Source organism: Streptococcus sp. SK643 (assembly GCF_000259505.1).
Classification (GTDB): Bacteria; Bacillota; Bacilli; order Lactobacillales; family Streptococcaceae; genus Streptococcus.
The window spans coordinates 1-17,441 of the sequence record NZ_AJMM01000017.1; the positions used below are offsets into that span (position 1 = coordinate 1).

Genomic DNA, 17,441 nt, shown 5'->3' on the forward strand with positions numbered 1-17,441 from the left:
AAAGGAATTAAGATTCCAGAAGGTGGAAAAGTAACGAATGTAGAAAACATTCCAGACTTGACAACTCCAGGTAAGAAAGACCCAGTTAAAGTAACGGTTGAATTACCAAATGGAAAAGTGATTACAGTCGAAGTTCCAGTAACAGTAACACCAACAAAAGACATCATTAAGAATGTTGGAGATCCAATTACAAATGATGATGTTGAGAAAAATGTTAAAATTCCAGAAGGTGGAAAAATCATTTCAATTGGTGAAAAACCAGGTACTGACACTCCGGGTGTGAAACCAGTGGTACCAGTAGTTATTGAATTACCAAATGGTAAACGAATTACAGTCGAAGTTCCAGTAATTGTTAAGCCTAAAGTTACCCCAGTGGTAGTAACGGTAGGAACTCCGGTTACCCAAGATGATGTCAAGAAACACATAGACTTACCTGAAGGATGGAAGATTACTAAGGTGGGAGATGTTCCAACAACAGAAACACCAGGGGCGAAACCGTTAGTACCAGTTGAGGTTGAGTTGCCAGACGGACGTAAGATTATTGTCGAAGTCCCAGTAATCGTAACACCTGGTGTGAGACCAATCATTGTTCCTCAAGGAACACCAGTAACACCAGAAGATGTGAAGAACCACATCGACATACCAAATGAACCAGGTTGGGAAATTATCGAAATTGGAGAAATTCCTTCAACAGTTCCGGCAGGAGTGAAACAAGGTGTTAAAGTGAAGATAAAAGTTCCTTCAGGAGAAATTATCGAAGTTGAAGTACCGGTTATTTCAACTCCTAAAGTAACGCCGATCGTTGTAGAAGTAGGTACACCAATTTCGAAAGAAGATGTGATTGGACGTATTGAACTTCCGAAAGAAAAAGGCTGGGAGATTGTAGAAGTTGGAGAAATACCTACAACAGAAACACCAGGTCAGAAATCAAGTGTTAAAGTTAAGGTTAAATTGCCAAATGGTCAAATTATTGAGTTAGAAGTACCGGTAACAGTAACTCCTAAATCAACAGCAACTCCAAGTCAAGAAATCCCTTCTAAACCTCAAGGGCAAACAAGTCCATCAACTCCGGAAGCACCAAAAGTTCTTGAATCTACAGAAGCTAAGGAAACGAAAGAAGTTGTAAAAGAATTGCCTAACACAGGTACAAAAGCCAATGCTAGTCTTGCAGCACTTGGACTTCTAGGAGCTTTAAGTGGATTTGGACTTCTTGGACGCAAGAAAAAAGAAGACTAATCACTGATTGACTTTTATTGTCGAAAATGAGTGAATAGACTTGAAAAACGATGAATCCTAGATTCATCGTTTTTTTTTAATTTATGTTTTAAAAAATAGTCAACTTTAGTCAAACAAAGTCATTGACTTTTACTGACCAAAGTGTTATATTAGGAACGTAAGGTAAATGAAAGCCTTACTAGAACACTTATTTAAAGTAAAATAGAAAGAGGTGGGTCTATGTTTAATCTAGAAATCTTCAGAAGTAAAGATAGTCTACTCCTGCTTGAAAAAGAAAAACCAGAAATAGTACGTAGAGTAGCGATTTAGCTAGTCTAAATTTTTTAAAACAAAGGTCAAAGATAGTCAATATCAGTAATCATAACTAAGTAAACAAAAAGAGGTAAAGAATATGAACAACAACTTTAATAATTTTAACAACATGGATGATTTATTTAACCAATTGATGGGTGGTATGCGTGGATATAGTTCAGAAAACCGTCGTTACTTGATTAACGGCCGTGAAGTAACGCCTGAAGAATTCGCTATTTACCGTCAAACTGGTCAACTTCCAAGCGAAGGAAGTGAACAAGCTCAGTACGTTCAAGGTAAAGGTATGAAACAAGATGGTGTCCTTGCTAAACTAGGGCGAAACTTGACAGCGGAAGCTCGTGAAGGAAAGTTAGATCCTGTTATCGGCCGAAACAAGGAAATTCAAGAGACTTCTGAGATCCTATCTCGTCGAACTAAAAACAACCCTGTTCTTGTCGGAGATGCAGGGGTTGGTAAAACGGCAGTAGTTGAAGGGCTAGCCCAAGCTATTGTAAATGGAGATGTCCCAGCTGCTATTAAGAACAATGAAATCATTTCAATCGATATCTCAGGTCTTGAGGCTGGTACTCAATACAGAGGTAGTTTTGAAGAAAATATTCAAAATCTAGTGAAGGAAGTAAAAGAAGCTGGGAATATCATTCTCTTCTTTGACGAAATTCATCAAATTCTTGGTGCGGGTTCAACAGGTGGAGACAGTGGTTCTAAGGGGCTTGCAGATATTCTCAAGCCAGCTCTTTCTCGAGGTGAATTGACAGTCATTGGGGCTACTACTCAGGATGAATACCGCAATACCATCTTGAAGAATGCAGCTCTTGCTCGTCGTTTCAATGAAGTCAAGGTCAATGCTCCTTCAGCAGAGGATACTTTTAAAATCCTTCAAGGTATTCGAGATCTTTATCAACAACACCACAATGTTATTTTGCCAGATGAAGTCTTAAAAGCTGCCGTTGATTACTCTGTTCAATATATTCCACAACGTAGCTTGCCAGATAAGGCTATCGACCTTGTCGATGTTACGGCGGCTCACTTGGCAGCTCAGCATCCAGTAACAGATGTTCATGCTGTTGAACGTGAAATTGAGGCAGAAAAAGACAAGCAAGAAAAAGCAGTTGAGGAAGAAGATTTTGAAGCAGCTCTAAACTATAAAACACGCATTGCAGAATTGGAAAAGAAAATCGAAAACCATACAGAAGATATGAAAGTGACTGCAAGTGTCAACGATGTGGCTGAATCTGTAGAACGAATGACCGGTATTCCAGTATCTCAAATGGGGGCTACGGACATCGAACGTTTGAAAGATATGGGTCATCGTTTGCAGACGAAAGTTATTGGTCAAGATAAGGCCGTGGAAGCAGTAGCAAAAGCTATTCGTCGTAACCGTGCCGGATTTGATGAGGGGAATCGTCCAATCGGCAGCTTCCTTTTTGTAGGGCCAACTGGAGTTGGTAAGACAGAGCTTGCTAAGCAATTGGCGCTCGATATGTTTGGTACCAAGGATGCTATCATCCGTTTGGATATGTCTGAGTATAGTGATCGCACAGCGGTTTCTAAGCTAATCGGTACAACTGCAGGGTATGTTGGTTACGATGACAACAACAATACCTTGACAGAACGCGTCCGTCGCAATCCATACTCAATCGTCCTTCTCGACGAAATTGAAAAGGCTGACCCTCAAGTCATCACCCTGCTACTTCAAGTCTTAGATGATGGTCGTTTGACTGATGGTCAAGGAAATACAGTGAACTTTAAAAACACTGTCATTATTGCGACATCAAATGCTGGATTTGGCTATGAAGCCAACTTGACTGAAGATGCGGACAAACCAGAATTGATGGATCGTTTGAAACCTTACTTCCGTCCAGAATTCCTTAACCGTTTCAATGCTGTCATCGAATTCTCACACTTGAGCAAAGAAGATCTTTCTAAGATTGTAGACTTGATGTTGGTTGAAGTTAACAAGACGCTTTCTAAGAAAGACATTGATTTGGCAGTGAGCGAAGCTGCTAAAGAATACATGACTGAGGAAGGCTACGATGAAGTCATGGGTGTTCGTCCACTCCGTCGTGTGGTTGAACAACAAATCCGTGACAAAGTCACAGACTTCCACTTGGATAACCTTGATGCTAAATACCTAGAAGCTGACATGGAAGATGGTGTTTTGGTCATTCGTGAAAAAGCCTAAGACAGAATTTTGAGCATAAAAAAGAAGGAGCCAGCTGAAAAACTGGTTCCTTTTTTGTGTTTAAATTACATGACGCTCAAAGGCATCATCTGAGATTCCTTGTTCCAGGATGAGTTTTGCCCATTCTTTGGCAGAAAAGAGACTGTGGTCCTTGTAGTTTCCACAAGATTCAATAGTTGTTCCTGGAACGTCTTCCCAAGTAGTAGTTTCAGCGATTTCCTTGAGTGAATCCTTGATAACAGCTGCAATTTCAGCGCTTGTGTGGCGTCCCCACATAATCATGTGAAAACCAGTACGGCATCCAAATGGTGAACAGTCAATCATGCCGTCGATTCGTGTGCGGATGAGTTTTGCCAAGAGGTGCTCGATAGTGTGAAGGCCAGCAGTAGGGATAGAGTCCTCATTTGGCTGCACCAGGCGAATATCATAGTTGGAGATGACATCTCCTTTTGGTCCTGTTTCTTCACCAATCAAGCGAACATAAGGGGCTTTAACAATGGTGTGGTCAAGTTCAAAACTTTCAACAATAACTTCTTTTGTCATGAGATTTCCTTTCAGTTTTCTTCTTTCATTATAACATAAAGCCGGCTTCTGAGACAGAGAGAAAACCTCTCCGAGGCTGGAGAGGTTGAAATCTTTACTTACGATATAAGCGATCGTATTGGTAGTAGGGGTCAAAGGTTACGTTGATACCTAATTTACGAAGGACATTCTTGTCTTCATCGGTCAAGATGATGGTTGAGTGGGCTTCGCTTCCTTTGAGGTTGCCAAGTTCTTCCATAGCACGAGCAGCATCAGGATTCTCCGTAGCTGTGATAGCAAGGGCAATGAGGATTTCATTTGAATGAAGGCGTGGATTGCGGCTACCTAGGTGGTTGATTTTCAGACCTTGAATTGGCTTAACAACTTCAGGCTCAATCAGTTTTACTTCTTTAGCGATGTTAGCTGATTTCTTGATAGCGTTGATAAGAGCAGCTGCTGTAGGACCAAAGAGTTCTGAGTTCTTACCAGTGACAATTTCTCCGCTTGGCAATTCAAGGGCTAGGGCAGGTCCGCCAGTTTCTTCTGCTTTTTGGCGAGCGGCAACAGCGACTTCACGGTCTGCTGGAGTGATGCCTAGGTCATTCATAAGTAACTCGATTTTCTTGACAGCTGCTTCACTAACTTTTTCGGCTTTAAAATCAAGAACAGTTTGATAGTAACGGCGGATGATTTCTTGCTTAGAAGCTTCGATAGCAGCGTCGTTATCAGTAATAGCAAAACCAACCATGTTGACACCCATATCTGTCGGTGAATCGTAAGGAGACTTACCTAGGATGCGTTCTAACATACGTTTAAGAACGGGGAAGATTTCGATATCACGGTTGTAATTGACAGTTGTTTCTCCATAGGTTTGGAGATGGAAGGGGTCAATCATGTTGACATCATCAAGGTCAGCTGTTGCTGCTTCATAGGCCAAGTTGACCGGATGATGAAGGGGCAGATTCCAAACTGGGAAGGTTTCAAACTTAGCGTAGCCAGACTTGATACCATTGATTTGGTCGTGGTACATATTGGACATACAGGTTGCCAATTTTCCTGAACCAGGTCCAGGAGCTGTAACGACAATTAAATTACGACTGGTTTTAATGTAGTCGTTTTTCCCCATGCCTTCTGGAGAAATGATGTGATCCATATCTGTTGGATATCCTTTGATAGGATAGTGGAGATAAGAATCAATTCCATTTTTCTCAAGCTGATTGCGGAAGGCATCTGCAGCTGGTTGACCAGCGTACTGTGTGATGACAACGGAGCCAACAAAAATTCCCAATTCATTGAATTTATCAATCAAACGAAGAACTTCTTGGTCATAAGAAATGCCCAAGTCACCACGGGCTTTGGAATGCTCGATGTTACTAGCATTGATGGCAATCACGACTTCGACCTGCTCTTTCAATTCCTGTAAGAGCTTGATTTTGTTGTCAGGCTCATAACCAGGAAGAACACGAGCAGCGTGGAAATCTTCTAACATTTTGCCACCAAACTCCAAGTAGAGCTTGCCGTCAAATTGGTTAATGCGCTCCAAAATGTGGTTGCGCTGTAGATTCAAATATTGTTCAGAACTAAAAGCTTGTTTTTTCATTTTTTTACCTCTGACCTCTATTATAATAAAAAATTGGAAGTTAGGAAACTATGGAGTTAAAAAAGGAATCAAAAAGATTAGGCAAACGCTTGCACAAAATTCTGAAAAGCGCTATCATAGACTATAGATTATTAAACTAATGAGGTAAGAAGATGCAAGAAAAATGGTGGCACAATGCCGTAGTCTATCAAGTCTATCCCAAGAGTTTTATGGACAGCAACGGAGATGGGATTGGCGATTTGCCAGGAATTACCAGTAAGTTGGACTATCTAGTCAAGTTAGGAATTACAGCGATTTGGCTTTCTCCCGTTTATGACAGCCCTATGGATGATAATGGCTATGATATTGCTGATTATCAAGCGATTGCAGCTATTTTCGGGACCATGGAGGATATGGACCAACTGATCGCAGAAGCTAAGAAGCGTGATATTCGTATCATCATGGACTTGGTGGTCAATCATACCTCTGATGAACATGCTTGGTTTGTAGAAGCCTGTGAAAATCCTGATAGCTCTGAGCGAGATTACTATATCTGGCGGGATGAGCCCAATGACCTTGATTCTATCTTTAGTGGATCTGCTTGGGAATATGATGAAAAGTCAGGTCAATACTATCTTCACTTTTTCAGCAAGAAACAGCCTGATCTCAACTGGGAAAATGAAAAACTTCGCCAGAAAATTTATGAGATGATGAACTTCTGGATTGATAAAGGCATTGGTGGTTTCCGCATGGATGTCATTGACATGATTGGGAAAATTCCTGACGAGAAGGTAGTCAATAATGGTCCCATGCTCCATCCCTATCTCAAGGAGATGAATCAGGCAACCTTTGGAGATAAGAATCTCTTGACAGTGGGGGAAACCTGGGGTGCAACTCCAGAGATTGCTAAGCTCTACTCTGATCCGGAGGGGCAAGAATTGTCTATGATTTTCCAGTTTGAACATATTTGTCTTCAGTATCAAGAAGGAGAGCCTAAATGGCACTATCAAAAAGAGCTGAATATCAGTAAGTTGAAAGAGATTTTCAACAAATGGCAGACAGAACTAGGAGTTGAGGACGGCTGGAATTCGCTCTTCTGGAACAATCATGACCTTCCTCGTATCGTCTCAATCTGGGGAAATGACCAAGAATACCGTGAAAAATCTGCCAAAGCCTTTGCAATTTTGCTTCATCTCATGAGAGGGACACCTTATATCTACCAGGGTGAGGAGATTGGGATGACCAATTATCCGTTTGAAACACTGGATCAAGTAGAAGATATTGAATCTCTCAACTATGCGCGTGAGGCTCTTGAAAAAGGTGTTTCGATGGAAGAAATCATGGACAGTATCCGTGTCATTGGACGTGACAATGCCCGTACCCCTATGCAATGGGACGAGAGCAAAAATGCTGGTTTCTCAACAGGTCAACCTTGGTTGGAAGTGAATCCAAACTATCAAGCAATCAACGTTCAAGAAGTGCTGGCGAATCCAGATTCTATTTTTTATACTTATCAGAAGTTGGTCCAAATCCGCAAGGAAAACAGCTGGCTGATTCAAGCCGACTTTGAATTGCTTGATACGGCTGACAAGGTCTTTGCTTATATCCGTAAAGATGGCGACCGTCGCTTCCTGGTTGTGGCTAACTTGTCCAATGAAAAACAAGACTTGACCGTAGAAGAAGAAGTCAAATCTGTCTTGATTGAAAACACCCTAGCTCAAGAAATCTTTGAAAAACATATCTTAGCTCCATGGGATGCTTTCTGTGTGGAATTACTATAGACATTTTTTACAGAAAAATCTAAAAATGAAATCGTATAAAAACAAGGGAGGACTGTATGAAAGACAGAAATCCTTTGCTTTTTTATGTATAAATCTTATAAAATTTCATTATAAAGTTTAAGTTTCTTTACAATTTGAGTGATTTTTGGTAAAATAAACTTATGTTATAAAAACTGACATATAAGGAGAGATGCATGAAAACTCAAAAGAAAGTCCTTGGTTTAGGCTTAACTTTTGCAGCGAGCTTGTTGTTAGCTGCTTGTGGCCAGTCAGGTACAGATACAAAAACTTACTCGTCAACCTTTAGTGGAAACCCAACAACATTTAATTATTTATTAGACTATTATGCAGATAATACGTCTATTATTACCAACTTGGTAGATGGTTTGTTAGAAAATGATAATTACGGGAACCTTGTTCCATCACTAGCAGAAGATTGGACTGTTTCTAAAGATGGGTTAACGTATACTTACAAACTAAGAAAAGATGCAAAATGGTTTACAGCCGATGGTGAAGAATATGCTCCAGTAAAAGCTCAAGATTTTGTTACGGGTATTAAATATGCAGTAGATAACAAATCACAGGCGCTTGACTTGATTCAAAATTCAATCAAGGGCTTAAATGATTATATTACAGGTGCTGATTCTGATTTTTCAAAAGTAGGTGTTAAAGCTTTAGATGACCATACAGTTGAGTATACTTTATCGCGTCCTGAGCCGTATTGGAACTCAAAAACGACTAACAATATTCTTTTCCCGGTTAACGAAGAATTTTTAAATTCAAAAGGCAAGGATTTTGGTACTCTTTCACCAGATAGCATTCTATACAGTGGTCCTTATTTGTTAAAAGAGTTCACATCAAAATCATCTATCGAGTATGTGAAGAATCCACATTACTATGATCAAGATAAAGTATCCATTGAACATGTAAAATTAGCTTACTTCGATGGTTCCGACCAAGAATTGACAATCCGTAATTTTGAAAGTGGAGCTTATTCAATTGCAAGTGTTTATCCAAATAGTTCAAATTTTGCTAAGACAAAAGAAAAATATAAGGATAATATCATTTATAGCTTGCAAGATAAGACTTCGTGGTACTTTAATTTCAATGTCAATCGTAAGGCTTACAATCATACTTCTAAAACAACAGATGAGCAGAAAAAGTCAACAGAAGCAGCTGTGTTAAATAAAAACTTCCGACAAGCGGTGAACTTTGCCTTGGATCGTACTGCCTACTCTGCCCAGTCAAATGGCGAAGAAGCAGCTAGCAAGACTCTGCGTAACATGTTAGTTCCACCAACATTTGTTCAAGTTGGAGATAAAACTTTTGGAGAAGTAGTGGCTTCAAAATTGGTAAACTACGGGACAGAGTGGTCAAACATGAACTTGGCTGATGCTCAAGATGCTTATTTTAACAAAGAAAAAGCTCAGGCTAAATTTGATAAAGCTAAAAAAGAGCTCTCAAGTCAAGGTGTGACCTTCCCAATTCATCTAGATGTAGCTGTTGATCAAACTAATAAAAATGTTGCGGCAGGTATGAACTCTATCAAGCAGACGCTTGAAACAGTTTTGGGTGCTGAAAATATTGTGATTGATGTACATCAACTTTCTACCGATGAATATACAAATGTCGCCTTTCTAGCACCAACCCCTGCAGATCGTGATTATGATTTGAATTTAGATGGTTGGTCACCGGATTACCAAGATCCATCTACTTATCTAAATCCGTTTAATGCAGAAGATGGTTTCTATCTTAAGATATTTGGACTAGACTCTAAAGCTGATCTAGAAAAGATTAAGAGCCTTGGTTTGGATACTTACACAAACATGCTGAAAGAAGCAGATGCTGAGAATAATAACGTTGAAAAACGTTATGAAAAATATGCCGATGCTCAGGCTTGGATGATTGACAATTCTTTACTAATGTCAGCTATGTCAAATGGTGGAACAGCCTCTGTCACCAAAGTGACTCCATTTACAAGAGGATTCTCATTAGTTGGTATCAAGGGTGACGGATTTAACTATAAATATATGAAGTTGCAAAAAGATACTGTGACAACTAAGCAGTTCGAAGAAGCTAAGAACAAGTGGGAGCAAGAAAGTAAAAAAGCAATCGAAAAAGCTCAAAAAGAAGCAGAAAAACATGTGAAATAATCTTTAGCAAGGTTCTATAAGGGACCTTGCTTTTTTATCAAAATCAGATAGTTATGTCAAATTTATACATGAAATGGTTTGAAAATGAAAAAAAGAGTGAGGAAAGTGGATGAAAACGCCTTACTGGAACGGATTTCCTCCACAATTATCTCTTTTTATGGTATAATGAAAGGAAATAAAAATTAAATACAGAGGTATATCGTGAGTAAGTTATCGAAGCGAACTCGTCAAGGGAAAACAAAAACAATCATTAGTTGGGGGTTGCTGCTTGTCTACACAATACTAGCGGTCTTTTTATTGTTTTTGATTTTTAGGTATAATCTGCTAGCATTTCGTTATTTGAATATCTTGGCTACGGTCTTGATTGTAGTGCTAGCTATTGTAATTTTCTACTTGATAAAAGCTAAAAAAGCTAAAAATTTTACTTTGTTTTTATTGATCTGTGGTATTTTGATTAATGGGACATCACTATTTGCAGTAGGACAGTTTATTGGCTTTACCAGTCACTTGAATGCCACATCTAATTACTCAAATTATTCTATGAGTGTAGCTGTACTTGCCGATAGTCCAATTGACAATATTGGAGAAGTGACTAGTCTTACAGCTCCAACTGCGACAGATAAGGCCAATATTCAACAGCTCCTAGAAGATATAAAGACTACTCAAAATAAGGAGCTAACAGTTGAAGAGAGTAGTTCTTATTTGGCAGCTTATAAGAGTTTGTTATCAGGTGAAGCAAAGGCTATCGTTTTAAATAGTGTATTTGAAAATATCATTGAAGCAGATTATCCTGATTATGCATCTAAGATCAAGAAAATTTATACAAAGGATCTAACAAAGACAGTTGAAACTCCCAAGTCTGTCAAGGGAGATAGTTTCAATATTTATGTAAGTGGTATTGATACTTATGGGCCTATTAGTTCCGTTTCTCGTTCAGATGTCAATATTATTATGACAGTGAATCGTGAAACGAAAAAGATTCTTTTAACAACAACACCTCGTGATTCTTATGTTTCAATCGCAGATGGTGGGAATAACCAAAAAGATAAATTAACCCATGCGGGTATCTATGGGGTAGATGCCTCCATTCATACTTTGGAAAATCTTTATGGAATTGATTTAAACTACTATGCTCGCTTAAATTTCACCTCTTTCTTGAAATTAATTGATTTGATTGGTGGAATTGATGTTTATAATGATCAGGAATTCAGAGCTCATACAAATGGGAAATTTTATCCTGTAGGAAATGTCCATCTTGACTCAGAACAGGCTCTTGGATTTGTTCGGGAAAGGTATTCATTAGCTGATGGGGATCGAGATCGTGGGCGCAATCAGCAAAAAGTAATCGTGGCGATTATTCAGAAGTTGACTTCATCTGAAGCTCTGAAAAATTATGATACGATTATTCAAGGCTTACAAGATTCACTACAGACTAATATGCCAATCGAAACTATGATTAGTTTAATAAATACTCAGCTTGAGCAGGGTGGTTCTTATCAGGTAACTTCACAGGACTTAAAAGGTACAGGTCGAATGGGCTTGCCATCATATGCAATGCCTGACAGTAACCTCTACATGATGGAAATTAGTGATAGTAGCTTAGAATCCGTGAAAACGGCTATCAAAGATGTGATGGAAGGAAGATAATATATCATGATTGATATTCATTCTCATATCGTATTTGGTGTGGATGATGGTCCAAAATCCAAGCAAGAAAGTAAAGCTCTCTTGACAGAAGCCTACAGACAAGGAGTTCGGACTATTGTATCGACCTCTCATCGACGCAAAGGGATGTTTGAAACTCCTGAGGAAGTGATAGAGGCTCATTTTAAAGAGGTTAAAGAACTGGCTAAAGAAGTGGCCCCTGACTTGACAATTCTTTATGGTGCAGAAATTTATTACACCCATGATGTACTTGAGAAATTAGAGAAGCAAGTGATTCCAAGACTCAATGAGACACGGTATGCCCTTATTGAGTTTAGTATGGCTACCCCTTATAGGGAAATTCATACTGCTTTAAGCAATGTTCTCATGCTTGGTATAACACCTGTAGTTGCTCACATTGAACGTTATCATGAGTTGGAAAATAACGAAAAGCGTGTCAAAGAGTTGATTGATATGGGGTGTTACACTCAAATCAATAGTTCCAGTATCTTAAAGCCAAAGTTATTTGGAGATACCTATAAATTTATGAAGAAACGAGCTCGGTATTTTCTTGATAGAGATTTGGTTCATGTTGTGGCAAGTGATATGCACAATCTAGATCAAAGACCTCCTTATATGGAAGAAGCATATGAGCTCATAGCAAAGAAATATGGTAAAAGAAGGGCGAGAGAACTCTTTATCGAAAATCCTCGCTTAATCATTGAAAATCAAATTATTTAGGAGTTAATATGAAAGAGAATAAAGAAATCTCAATTGATGTTTTTCAATTGTTAAAAATCCTTTGGAAGAAAAAAATTGTTATTCTACTAACAGCATTTGTTGCTGCTGTACTTTCTTTTGGAGTAAGTAGTTTTGTGCTGACGCCAGAGTACACAAGTACGACGCGTATTTATGTCGTTAACCGTAATCAGGGAGATAAACCAGGCTTGACCAACCAAGACTTGCAAGCTGGATCATACCTTGTAAAAGACTACAAGGAAATCATTCTTTCTCAGGATGTATTAGAAAAAGTTATTGCAAATCTCAAATTAGGGGCAACGGTTAAAGAGTTGGCTAAGAAGATACAGGTAACGGTACCGGTAGATACTCGTATTGTATCGATTGTTGTTAAAGATCATCAGCCAGAAGAGGCTAGTCGTATTGCAAACGCTGTTCGTGATGTCGCTGCTGAAAAAATTATTTCTGTAACTCGTGTCTCAGATGTGACAACTCTAGAGGATGCAAGACCCGCAGTAAATCCTTCCTCTCCTAATATCCGTCGCAATACCTTACTTGCTTTCTTAGTAGGTGCTACTGTGATGCTTGTTGCAGTGTTATTAATTGAATTGTTGGATGATCGTGTGAAACGACCAGAAGATGTGGAAGAGGTCATGCAGGTTTCGCTTCTAGGAATTATTCCTGATTTAGACAAGTTAAAATAAGGGAGAAAATATGGCAACATTAGAAATAGCACAAAAGCGTTTGGTTTTTGCAAAAAGAGCCGAAGAACATTATAATGCTTTGCGTACCAATATTCAATTGAGTGGTAATAATCTGAAGGTGATTTCTGTATCATCAGTAAAACCTGGTGAAGGAAAATCAACTACCTCAACAAATATAGCCTTGGCTTTTGCAAGAGCAGGTTATAAAACCTTATTAGTAGATGCTGATATTCGTAACTCGGTAATGTCTGGGGTCTTTAAATCACGGGAAAAAATTACTGGTTTAACTGACTTCTTATCAGGAACAACAGATTTATCTCATGGTTTGTGTGATACCAATGTTGACAATTTATTTGTGATTCAGGCAGGACCTATCTCACCAAATCCAACAGCTCTTCTCCAAAGTGAGAATTTCGACACTATGATTGATACATTACGTAAGTATTTTGATTATGTTATTGTCGATACAGCACCGATTGGGATGGTCATTGATGCGGCTATTATTGCTCAAAAATGTGACGCGTCTATTTTGGTAACAGCGGCAGGAGAAACAAAACGTCGTGATGTATTGAAGGCTAAAGAACAATTGGAACAGACTGGGGTACCATTTTTAGGTGTAGTCTTAAATAAATTTAACACAACAGTAGAGCGATACGGAGCTTATGGTGGATATGGATCCTATGGTTCCTATGGAAATTATGGGAAAAAGTAAGATTTTTCATAAATGAAAACCGTTTAGGATTATTATGAAGAGAGGAAGGATATTGTGAGAAAAAACAATATTATCTATATTGGTTTTAAAAAGATTATGGATATTGTAATTGGTTTTCTTGGGACAATATTTATAGTTTTACCGTGTTCTTTAATTATCTTTATAATTTATAAAGTAAAAGGCTATAAGGGAAGTATTTTCTTTACACAATATAGAGTAGGACGTTTTGGAAAAAAATTTAAAATTTATAAATTCAGATCAATGGTTGAAAATGCAGAGGAAATTTTAACTGATAATAAAGAGTTATATGCGAAATATAAAGAAAATAGTTACAAATTACCACCCGATGAAGATCCCAGACTTACTAATATTGGTGATTTTATAAGAAAAACAAGCATTGATGAATTTCCGCAGTTTATAAATTTGATACTAGGAGATATGAGTCTTATTGGACCAAGGCCGATTTTGGACAATGAGTTGAAAGAGTATTCTGAGGAAGAACAGAAAATTTTATTATCTGTGCGTCCAGGAATTACAGGGGTATGGCAAATTTCAGGAAGAAGTGAAGTTCATTACCCTGAGCGTTGTGAAATGGAGCTCTACTATCCAAAGAATCAGTCTTTTATGTTGGATGTGAAAATTTTCTTTTTAACTATAAAACAGGTGTTAATTAGAGAAGGAGCTCATTAAGTATAAAAGATACATTTTTAAAAAGATAATATTTGAAAATGAAACTGAATGCGAATCATTTTATAGTGCTATTCGCATTTCATTTTTTAGTAAAGAGATTATTAATAAATAATTTGGTTTATTATTTCTGGGGTTGAAGTTGATTGTGACTTTAACGAAAAGAATTGCTAAACCTTTTAAGATTTAGTTAGGGATTTTAAAACTAGGTTAAATAAATGACAAAAAAATATAAAATTATCGTGGCAACACACAAGAAATTTAAAATGCCTGTTGACAACGAACTATATTTTCCGATTCATGTTGGTAGTGAAGGAAAAACAAAATTAGGCTATCAATGTGATAATGAAGGTGATAATATCTCGCACTTAAATCCTTATTATTGTGAGTTAACTGGGCTATATTGGGCGTGGAAAAACTTAGACTGTGACTATCTTGGATTGGTACATTACCGTCGTTATTTTACATCAAAGAGTCAAACTTATCGCGAAGATCTTAATACGGATAATATCATTTTATCTAAATCAGAAGTCGAAAAATTAATGCTAGATTATGATGTTGTTGTTCCCCGTAAACGAAAATATTATATTGAAACTCTTTATTCTCACTATGCACATACACATGATGCAAGCCATCTAGATCTCACTCGCCAAATTATTTGTGAATTGAACCCAGATTATTTAGATATATTTGATAAGGTGATGAAACATCGTAGTGGATATATGTTTAACATGTTTATCATGTCAAAAGATAATGTAGTAGCATATTGTGAGTGGTTGTTCCCAATTATTGATGAGTTATACAAAAGATTGGATATTTCTGGATACTCTGATTTTGATGCTAGATTATTTGGACGTGTAAGCGAGCGGTTATTTAATGTTTGGTTGATCAATCAAGATTTACGTGTTAAAGAAGTGCCGTTTATTTATATGGAAAAAATTAGTCTGATAAAAAAATGTAAATCATTTTTACAGGCAAAATTTTTCGGGAAAAAATATGGACAGAGTTTTTAGTTAGGAATAAAAATAGTGATGAAAATAGTAGTACAAAAAAGGTCTTTGCCAGAAATTTTAGCTCTTGCTGCTCTAGGAATATTTTTAATTGTTTCAATTTTAGAAGCTACTTTTTATGTTCAACATCTACCAAGAATTGCTAATAAGGTTCTGATAACCCTCTCACTTGCTCTGTTAGGTATAAAAGAGTTATATAAAAAGGAATATGATTTTAGAGCTATTATAGGTTTAATTATTACAGTTTCAATTTATTTGATTATAGGGAAAATAAGTACTTTAAGCTCAAATATTGCAATAGGGATAATATTTATTTACGCTTTACGTGATATTCCTTTTAAAAGTGTAGCAAAAACTTCCTTACTAGTAAGTGTTCTGATGTTACTGTTTGTTATAGTTAGCGCAAATATGGGAGTTATTACAAACTATTTAGAAATTTCTGGGACTCGAGTTCGTAGTTATCTAGGGTTCAGATATGCCTTACTTCCATCGATCCTACTTATGAATGTAGTTGCTATTGTACTCTATATAAATAAAAACAATATAAGGTATTGGCAGTGGTTATTACTATCCTTGTCTGTGTATTGGATATATGGACAAACTGATTCTCGCTTAACATTTTACAATTCTTGTATATTGTTAGTCTTCAATATACTAATAAAGTGGTTCCCTAATATGTTATCTAAGTTAGGAAATGTGTTAAATGTTTTCAAACTTACCTTTATTGTAAATGCAATAATTAGCTTTTGGATTACAATAAATTATCTCGGATCAAACAATTCTTTTGTAAATAGTTTCTTATTCAAGTTAAATCAGATGTTAGGTGGTAGATTATACTTGGCTAATAAATCTCTGGAATTATTCGGTTTTGGTTTATTTGGGAAACCAGTTGAATGGAATGGCAATGGTCTGACCGTTGAAGGAGTTAGAAATTATCAGACATATCTGTATGTTGATAATTTGTATATTCAAGTTCTACAAAAATTTGGTTTACTCGTTCTAGTTTTAATGGTAACGCTATTAACGTTAACACTTTCTAAAGCTATCAAGAAAAATCAGTGGATTATTGCTTTTATTTTAATTGTGATGAGTTTTCAATCTATGATAGACGATCTAAACTTGTACCTTCATTACAATATCTTTTGGATTTTGATAGGAAGTTTAATTTACTCAGATTATCAATTTTCTGAATCAAGTAATGAGGAATTAGAGTATAATTTATTTGAAAAAAGCATGTAGTTAAACACCGAAATTATTAGTTAAATATAGGTTATCATATTCAAAAAGGTGCAGTATTGAAAAAAATAATCAACCTTCACTCTCTTTACGTAGGAGGAAAGTATGTCGGATATCAAAATTATTCAAGATAAAATTTTATCTATCTTGAAGGAGTTTATTAGCATTTGCAAAGATAATAACCTGACCTACTATGCTCTAGGTGGTACCTTACTAGGAGCTGTACGTCATAAAGGATTCATACCTTGGGATGATGATATAGATATTGGAATGCCAAGAGAAGATTATGAGAAATTTAAGAAAATAGCTTCAAATGCCTTGTCAGATAACTACAAGTTTTTAAGCGAAGACACATCAAATTATAAAAAAGCCTTCTCTGTGATTCGTGATGATTCTACAAAAATAATCATGAATTATAGCAATGAGGAACAGGAAGAGAGTTTGTGGATAGACATTTTTCCATTGGATGGGATGCCTTCTAACCCGTTAAAGAAAAAATATCATTCTTATAGATATTTATATACCAGAATGATGGTTCAGCTTTCACAATTCAACAGTCTAGTAAATCAGAAAAAAGAAAATCGTCCATGGTTTGAAAAAGTGATTATTAGAATTGCTAACGTGGTAAAAATAGAGAAGGTTGTTTCCTTCTCTTGGGCGCAAAAAAAATATTTACAGACAATCAAAAAATATTCTTTTAATGAAGGTTTCGCAGGGAATTATACGGGAGCTTATAAATTAAGAGAAATCGTACCAAGTGACTATTTTGGACAACCGGTCTTATTACAATTTGAAGATCTTAAACTTTCTTGTCCTCACAAATTTAGAGAGTATTTAACAGCAATTTATGGAGCGGATTATATGCAATTACCGCCGGAAGAAAAAAGGGTTTTTCACCACTATGAAATTATATCACTTGGTGAGAATGAAGGAAAAGTGTAGTTT

Annotated in this window: 14 protein-coding genes; 12 read left to right on the forward strand and 2 right to left on the reverse strand. The window is 36.9% G+C overall.

The annotated features are described in order from the left end of the window. Together HMPREF1117_RS06655 and HMPREF1117_RS06660 are read left to right on the forward strand one after the other, a co-directional pair. A partial coding sequence (locus HMPREF1117_RS06655; RefSeq protein WP_000585478.1) for a Rib/alpha-like domain-containing protein occupies positions 1 to 1,236 on the forward strand: 1,236 nt, incomplete at its 5' end. A gap of 391 nt (positions 1,237 to 1,627) precedes the next feature. Further along, the gene (locus HMPREF1117_RS06660) at positions 1,628 to 3,730 is read left to right on the forward strand and encodes an AAA family ATPase (protein ID WP_001063445.1); all 2,103 of its coding nucleotides are present in this window, start codon (positions 1,628 to 1,630) and stop codon (positions 3,728 to 3,730) included. A gap of 60 nt (positions 3,731 to 3,790) precedes the next feature. Here HMPREF1117_RS06660 and HMPREF1117_RS06665 read toward each other — a convergent pair whose 3' ends face one another. Both HMPREF1117_RS06665 and HMPREF1117_RS06670 read right to left on the reverse strand, forming a co-directional pair. Continuing rightward, positions 3,791 to 4,273 (reverse strand): S-ribosylhomocysteine lyase, encoded by a 483-nt coding sequence (locus HMPREF1117_RS06665; protein ID WP_000159879.1) that lies wholly within the window; start codon positions 4,271 to 4,273, stop codon positions 3,791 to 3,793. A 94-nt stretch (positions 4,274 to 4,367) separates the two neighbouring features. After that, positions 4,368 to 5,852 (reverse strand): DUF1846 domain-containing protein, encoded by a 1,485-nt coding sequence (locus HMPREF1117_RS06670; RefSeq protein WP_000743633.1) that lies wholly within the window; start codon positions 5,850 to 5,852, stop codon positions 4,368 to 4,370. 152 nt (positions 5,853 to 6,004) lie between these two features. On the opposite strand from HMPREF1117_RS06670, the gene HMPREF1117_RS06675 reads away from it, so the two are divergent. The 10 genes from HMPREF1117_RS06675 (at position 6,005) to HMPREF1117_RS06720 (ending at position 17,438) form a co-directional block, all read left to right on the forward strand. After that, entirely contained in the window at positions 6,005 to 7,612 is a 1,608-nt protein-coding gene (locus HMPREF1117_RS06675; protein ID WP_001156815.1) for a glycoside hydrolase family 13 protein, read from the forward strand. A 194-nt stretch (positions 7,613 to 7,806) separates the two neighbouring features. Further along, positions 7,807 to 9,765, forward strand: coding sequence for a peptide ABC transporter substrate-binding protein (locus HMPREF1117_RS06680; protein WP_000856956.1), 1,959 nt, complete (start codon positions 7,807 to 7,809; stop codon positions 9,763 to 9,765). A 201-nt stretch (positions 9,766 to 9,966) separates the two neighbouring features. Next, the gene (cpsA, locus tag HMPREF1117_RS06685) at positions 9,967 to 11,412 is read left to right on the forward strand and encodes an LCP family glycopolymer transferase CpsA (RefSeq protein WP_000040996.1); all 1,446 of its coding nucleotides are present in this window, start codon (positions 9,967 to 9,969) and stop codon (positions 11,410 to 11,412) included. Positions 11,413 to 11,418: 6 nt separating this feature from the next. Continuing rightward, a complete protein-coding gene (gene cps4B / locus HMPREF1117_RS06690) occupies positions 11,419 to 12,150 on the forward strand; it encodes a capsular polysaccharide biosynthesis protein Cps4B (RefSeq protein WP_000565387.1) in 732 nt (243 codons plus the stop codon). Positions 12,151 to 12,158: 8 nt separating this feature from the next. After that, a complete protein-coding gene (locus tag HMPREF1117_RS06695; RefSeq protein ID WP_000662190.1) occupies positions 12,159 to 12,851 on the forward strand; it encodes a CspC family polysaccharide chain length determinant protein in 693 nt (230 codons plus the stop codon). A 10-nt stretch (positions 12,852 to 12,861) separates the two neighbouring features. After that, on the forward strand, positions 12,862 to 13,563 hold the full coding sequence (locus HMPREF1117_RS06700) for a tyrosine-protein kinase (RefSeq protein WP_000212228.1): 702 nt from the start codon (positions 12,862 to 12,864) through the stop codon (positions 13,561 to 13,563). 96 nt (positions 13,564 to 13,659) lie between these two features. After that, complete coding sequence (locus HMPREF1117_RS06705; protein ID WP_081480266.1) at positions 13,660 to 14,253, forward strand: sugar transferase; 594 nt, start codon at positions 13,660 to 13,662, stop codon at positions 14,251 to 14,253. Positions 14,254 to 14,468: 215 nt separating this feature from the next. Continuing rightward, on the forward strand, positions 14,469 to 15,263 hold the full coding sequence (locus tag HMPREF1117_RS06710) for a DUF4422 domain-containing protein (protein WP_000163434.1): 795 nt from the start codon (positions 14,469 to 14,471) through the stop codon (positions 15,261 to 15,263). 18 nt (positions 15,264 to 15,281) lie between these two features. After that, entirely contained in the window at positions 15,282 to 16,499 is a 1,218-nt protein-coding gene (locus tag HMPREF1117_RS06715; RefSeq protein ID WP_000707050.1) for a hypothetical protein, read from the forward strand. A 102-nt stretch (positions 16,500 to 16,601) separates the two neighbouring features. Next, positions 16,602 to 17,438: a LicD family protein gene (locus tag HMPREF1117_RS06720; RefSeq protein ID WP_001280058.1), complete on the forward strand. Its 837-nt coding sequence runs from the start codon at positions 16,602 to 16,604 to the stop codon at positions 17,436 to 17,438. Positions 17,439 to 17,441: the final 3 nt, after the last annotated feature.

Coding starts and splice junctions, on each gene's coding strand:
- HMPREF1117_RS06660 (WP_001063445.1), top strand. CDS start 1,628: ATGAACAACAACTTTAATAATTTTAACAACATGGATGATTTATTTAAC.
- HMPREF1117_RS06665 (WP_000159879.1), bottom strand. CDS start 4,273: ATGACAAAAGAAGTTATTGTTGAAAGTTTTGAACTTGACCACACCATT.
- HMPREF1117_RS06670 (WP_000743633.1), bottom strand. CDS start 5,852: ATGAAAAAACAAGCTTTTAGTTCTGAACAATATTTGAATCTACAGCGC.
- HMPREF1117_RS06675 (WP_001156815.1), top strand. CDS start 6,005: ATGCAAGAAAAATGGTGGCACAATGCCGTAGTCTATCAAGTCTATCCC.
- HMPREF1117_RS06680 (WP_000856956.1), top strand. CDS start 7,807: ATGAAAACTCAAAAGAAAGTCCTTGGTTTAGGCTTAACTTTTGCAGCG.
- cps4B (WP_000565387.1), top strand. CDS start 11,419: ATGATTGATATTCATTCTCATATCGTATTTGGTGTGGATGATGGTCCA.
- HMPREF1117_RS06695 (WP_000662190.1), top strand. CDS start 12,159: ATGAAAGAGAATAAAGAAATCTCAATTGATGTTTTTCAATTGTTAAAA.
- HMPREF1117_RS06700 (WP_000212228.1), top strand. CDS start 12,862: ATGGCAACATTAGAAATAGCACAAAAGCGTTTGGTTTTTGCAAAAAGA.
- HMPREF1117_RS06705 (WP_081480266.1), top strand. CDS start 13,660: ATGGATATTGTAATTGGTTTTCTTGGGACAATATTTATAGTTTTACCG.
- HMPREF1117_RS06710 (WP_000163434.1), top strand. CDS start 14,469: ATGACAAAAAAATATAAAATTATCGTGGCAACACACAAGAAATTTAAA.
- HMPREF1117_RS06715 (WP_000707050.1), top strand. CDS start 15,282: ATGAAAATAGTAGTACAAAAAAGGTCTTTGCCAGAAATTTTAGCTCTT.
- HMPREF1117_RS06720 (WP_001280058.1), top strand. CDS start 16,602: ATGTCGGATATCAAAATTATTCAAGATAAAATTTTATCTATCTTGAAG.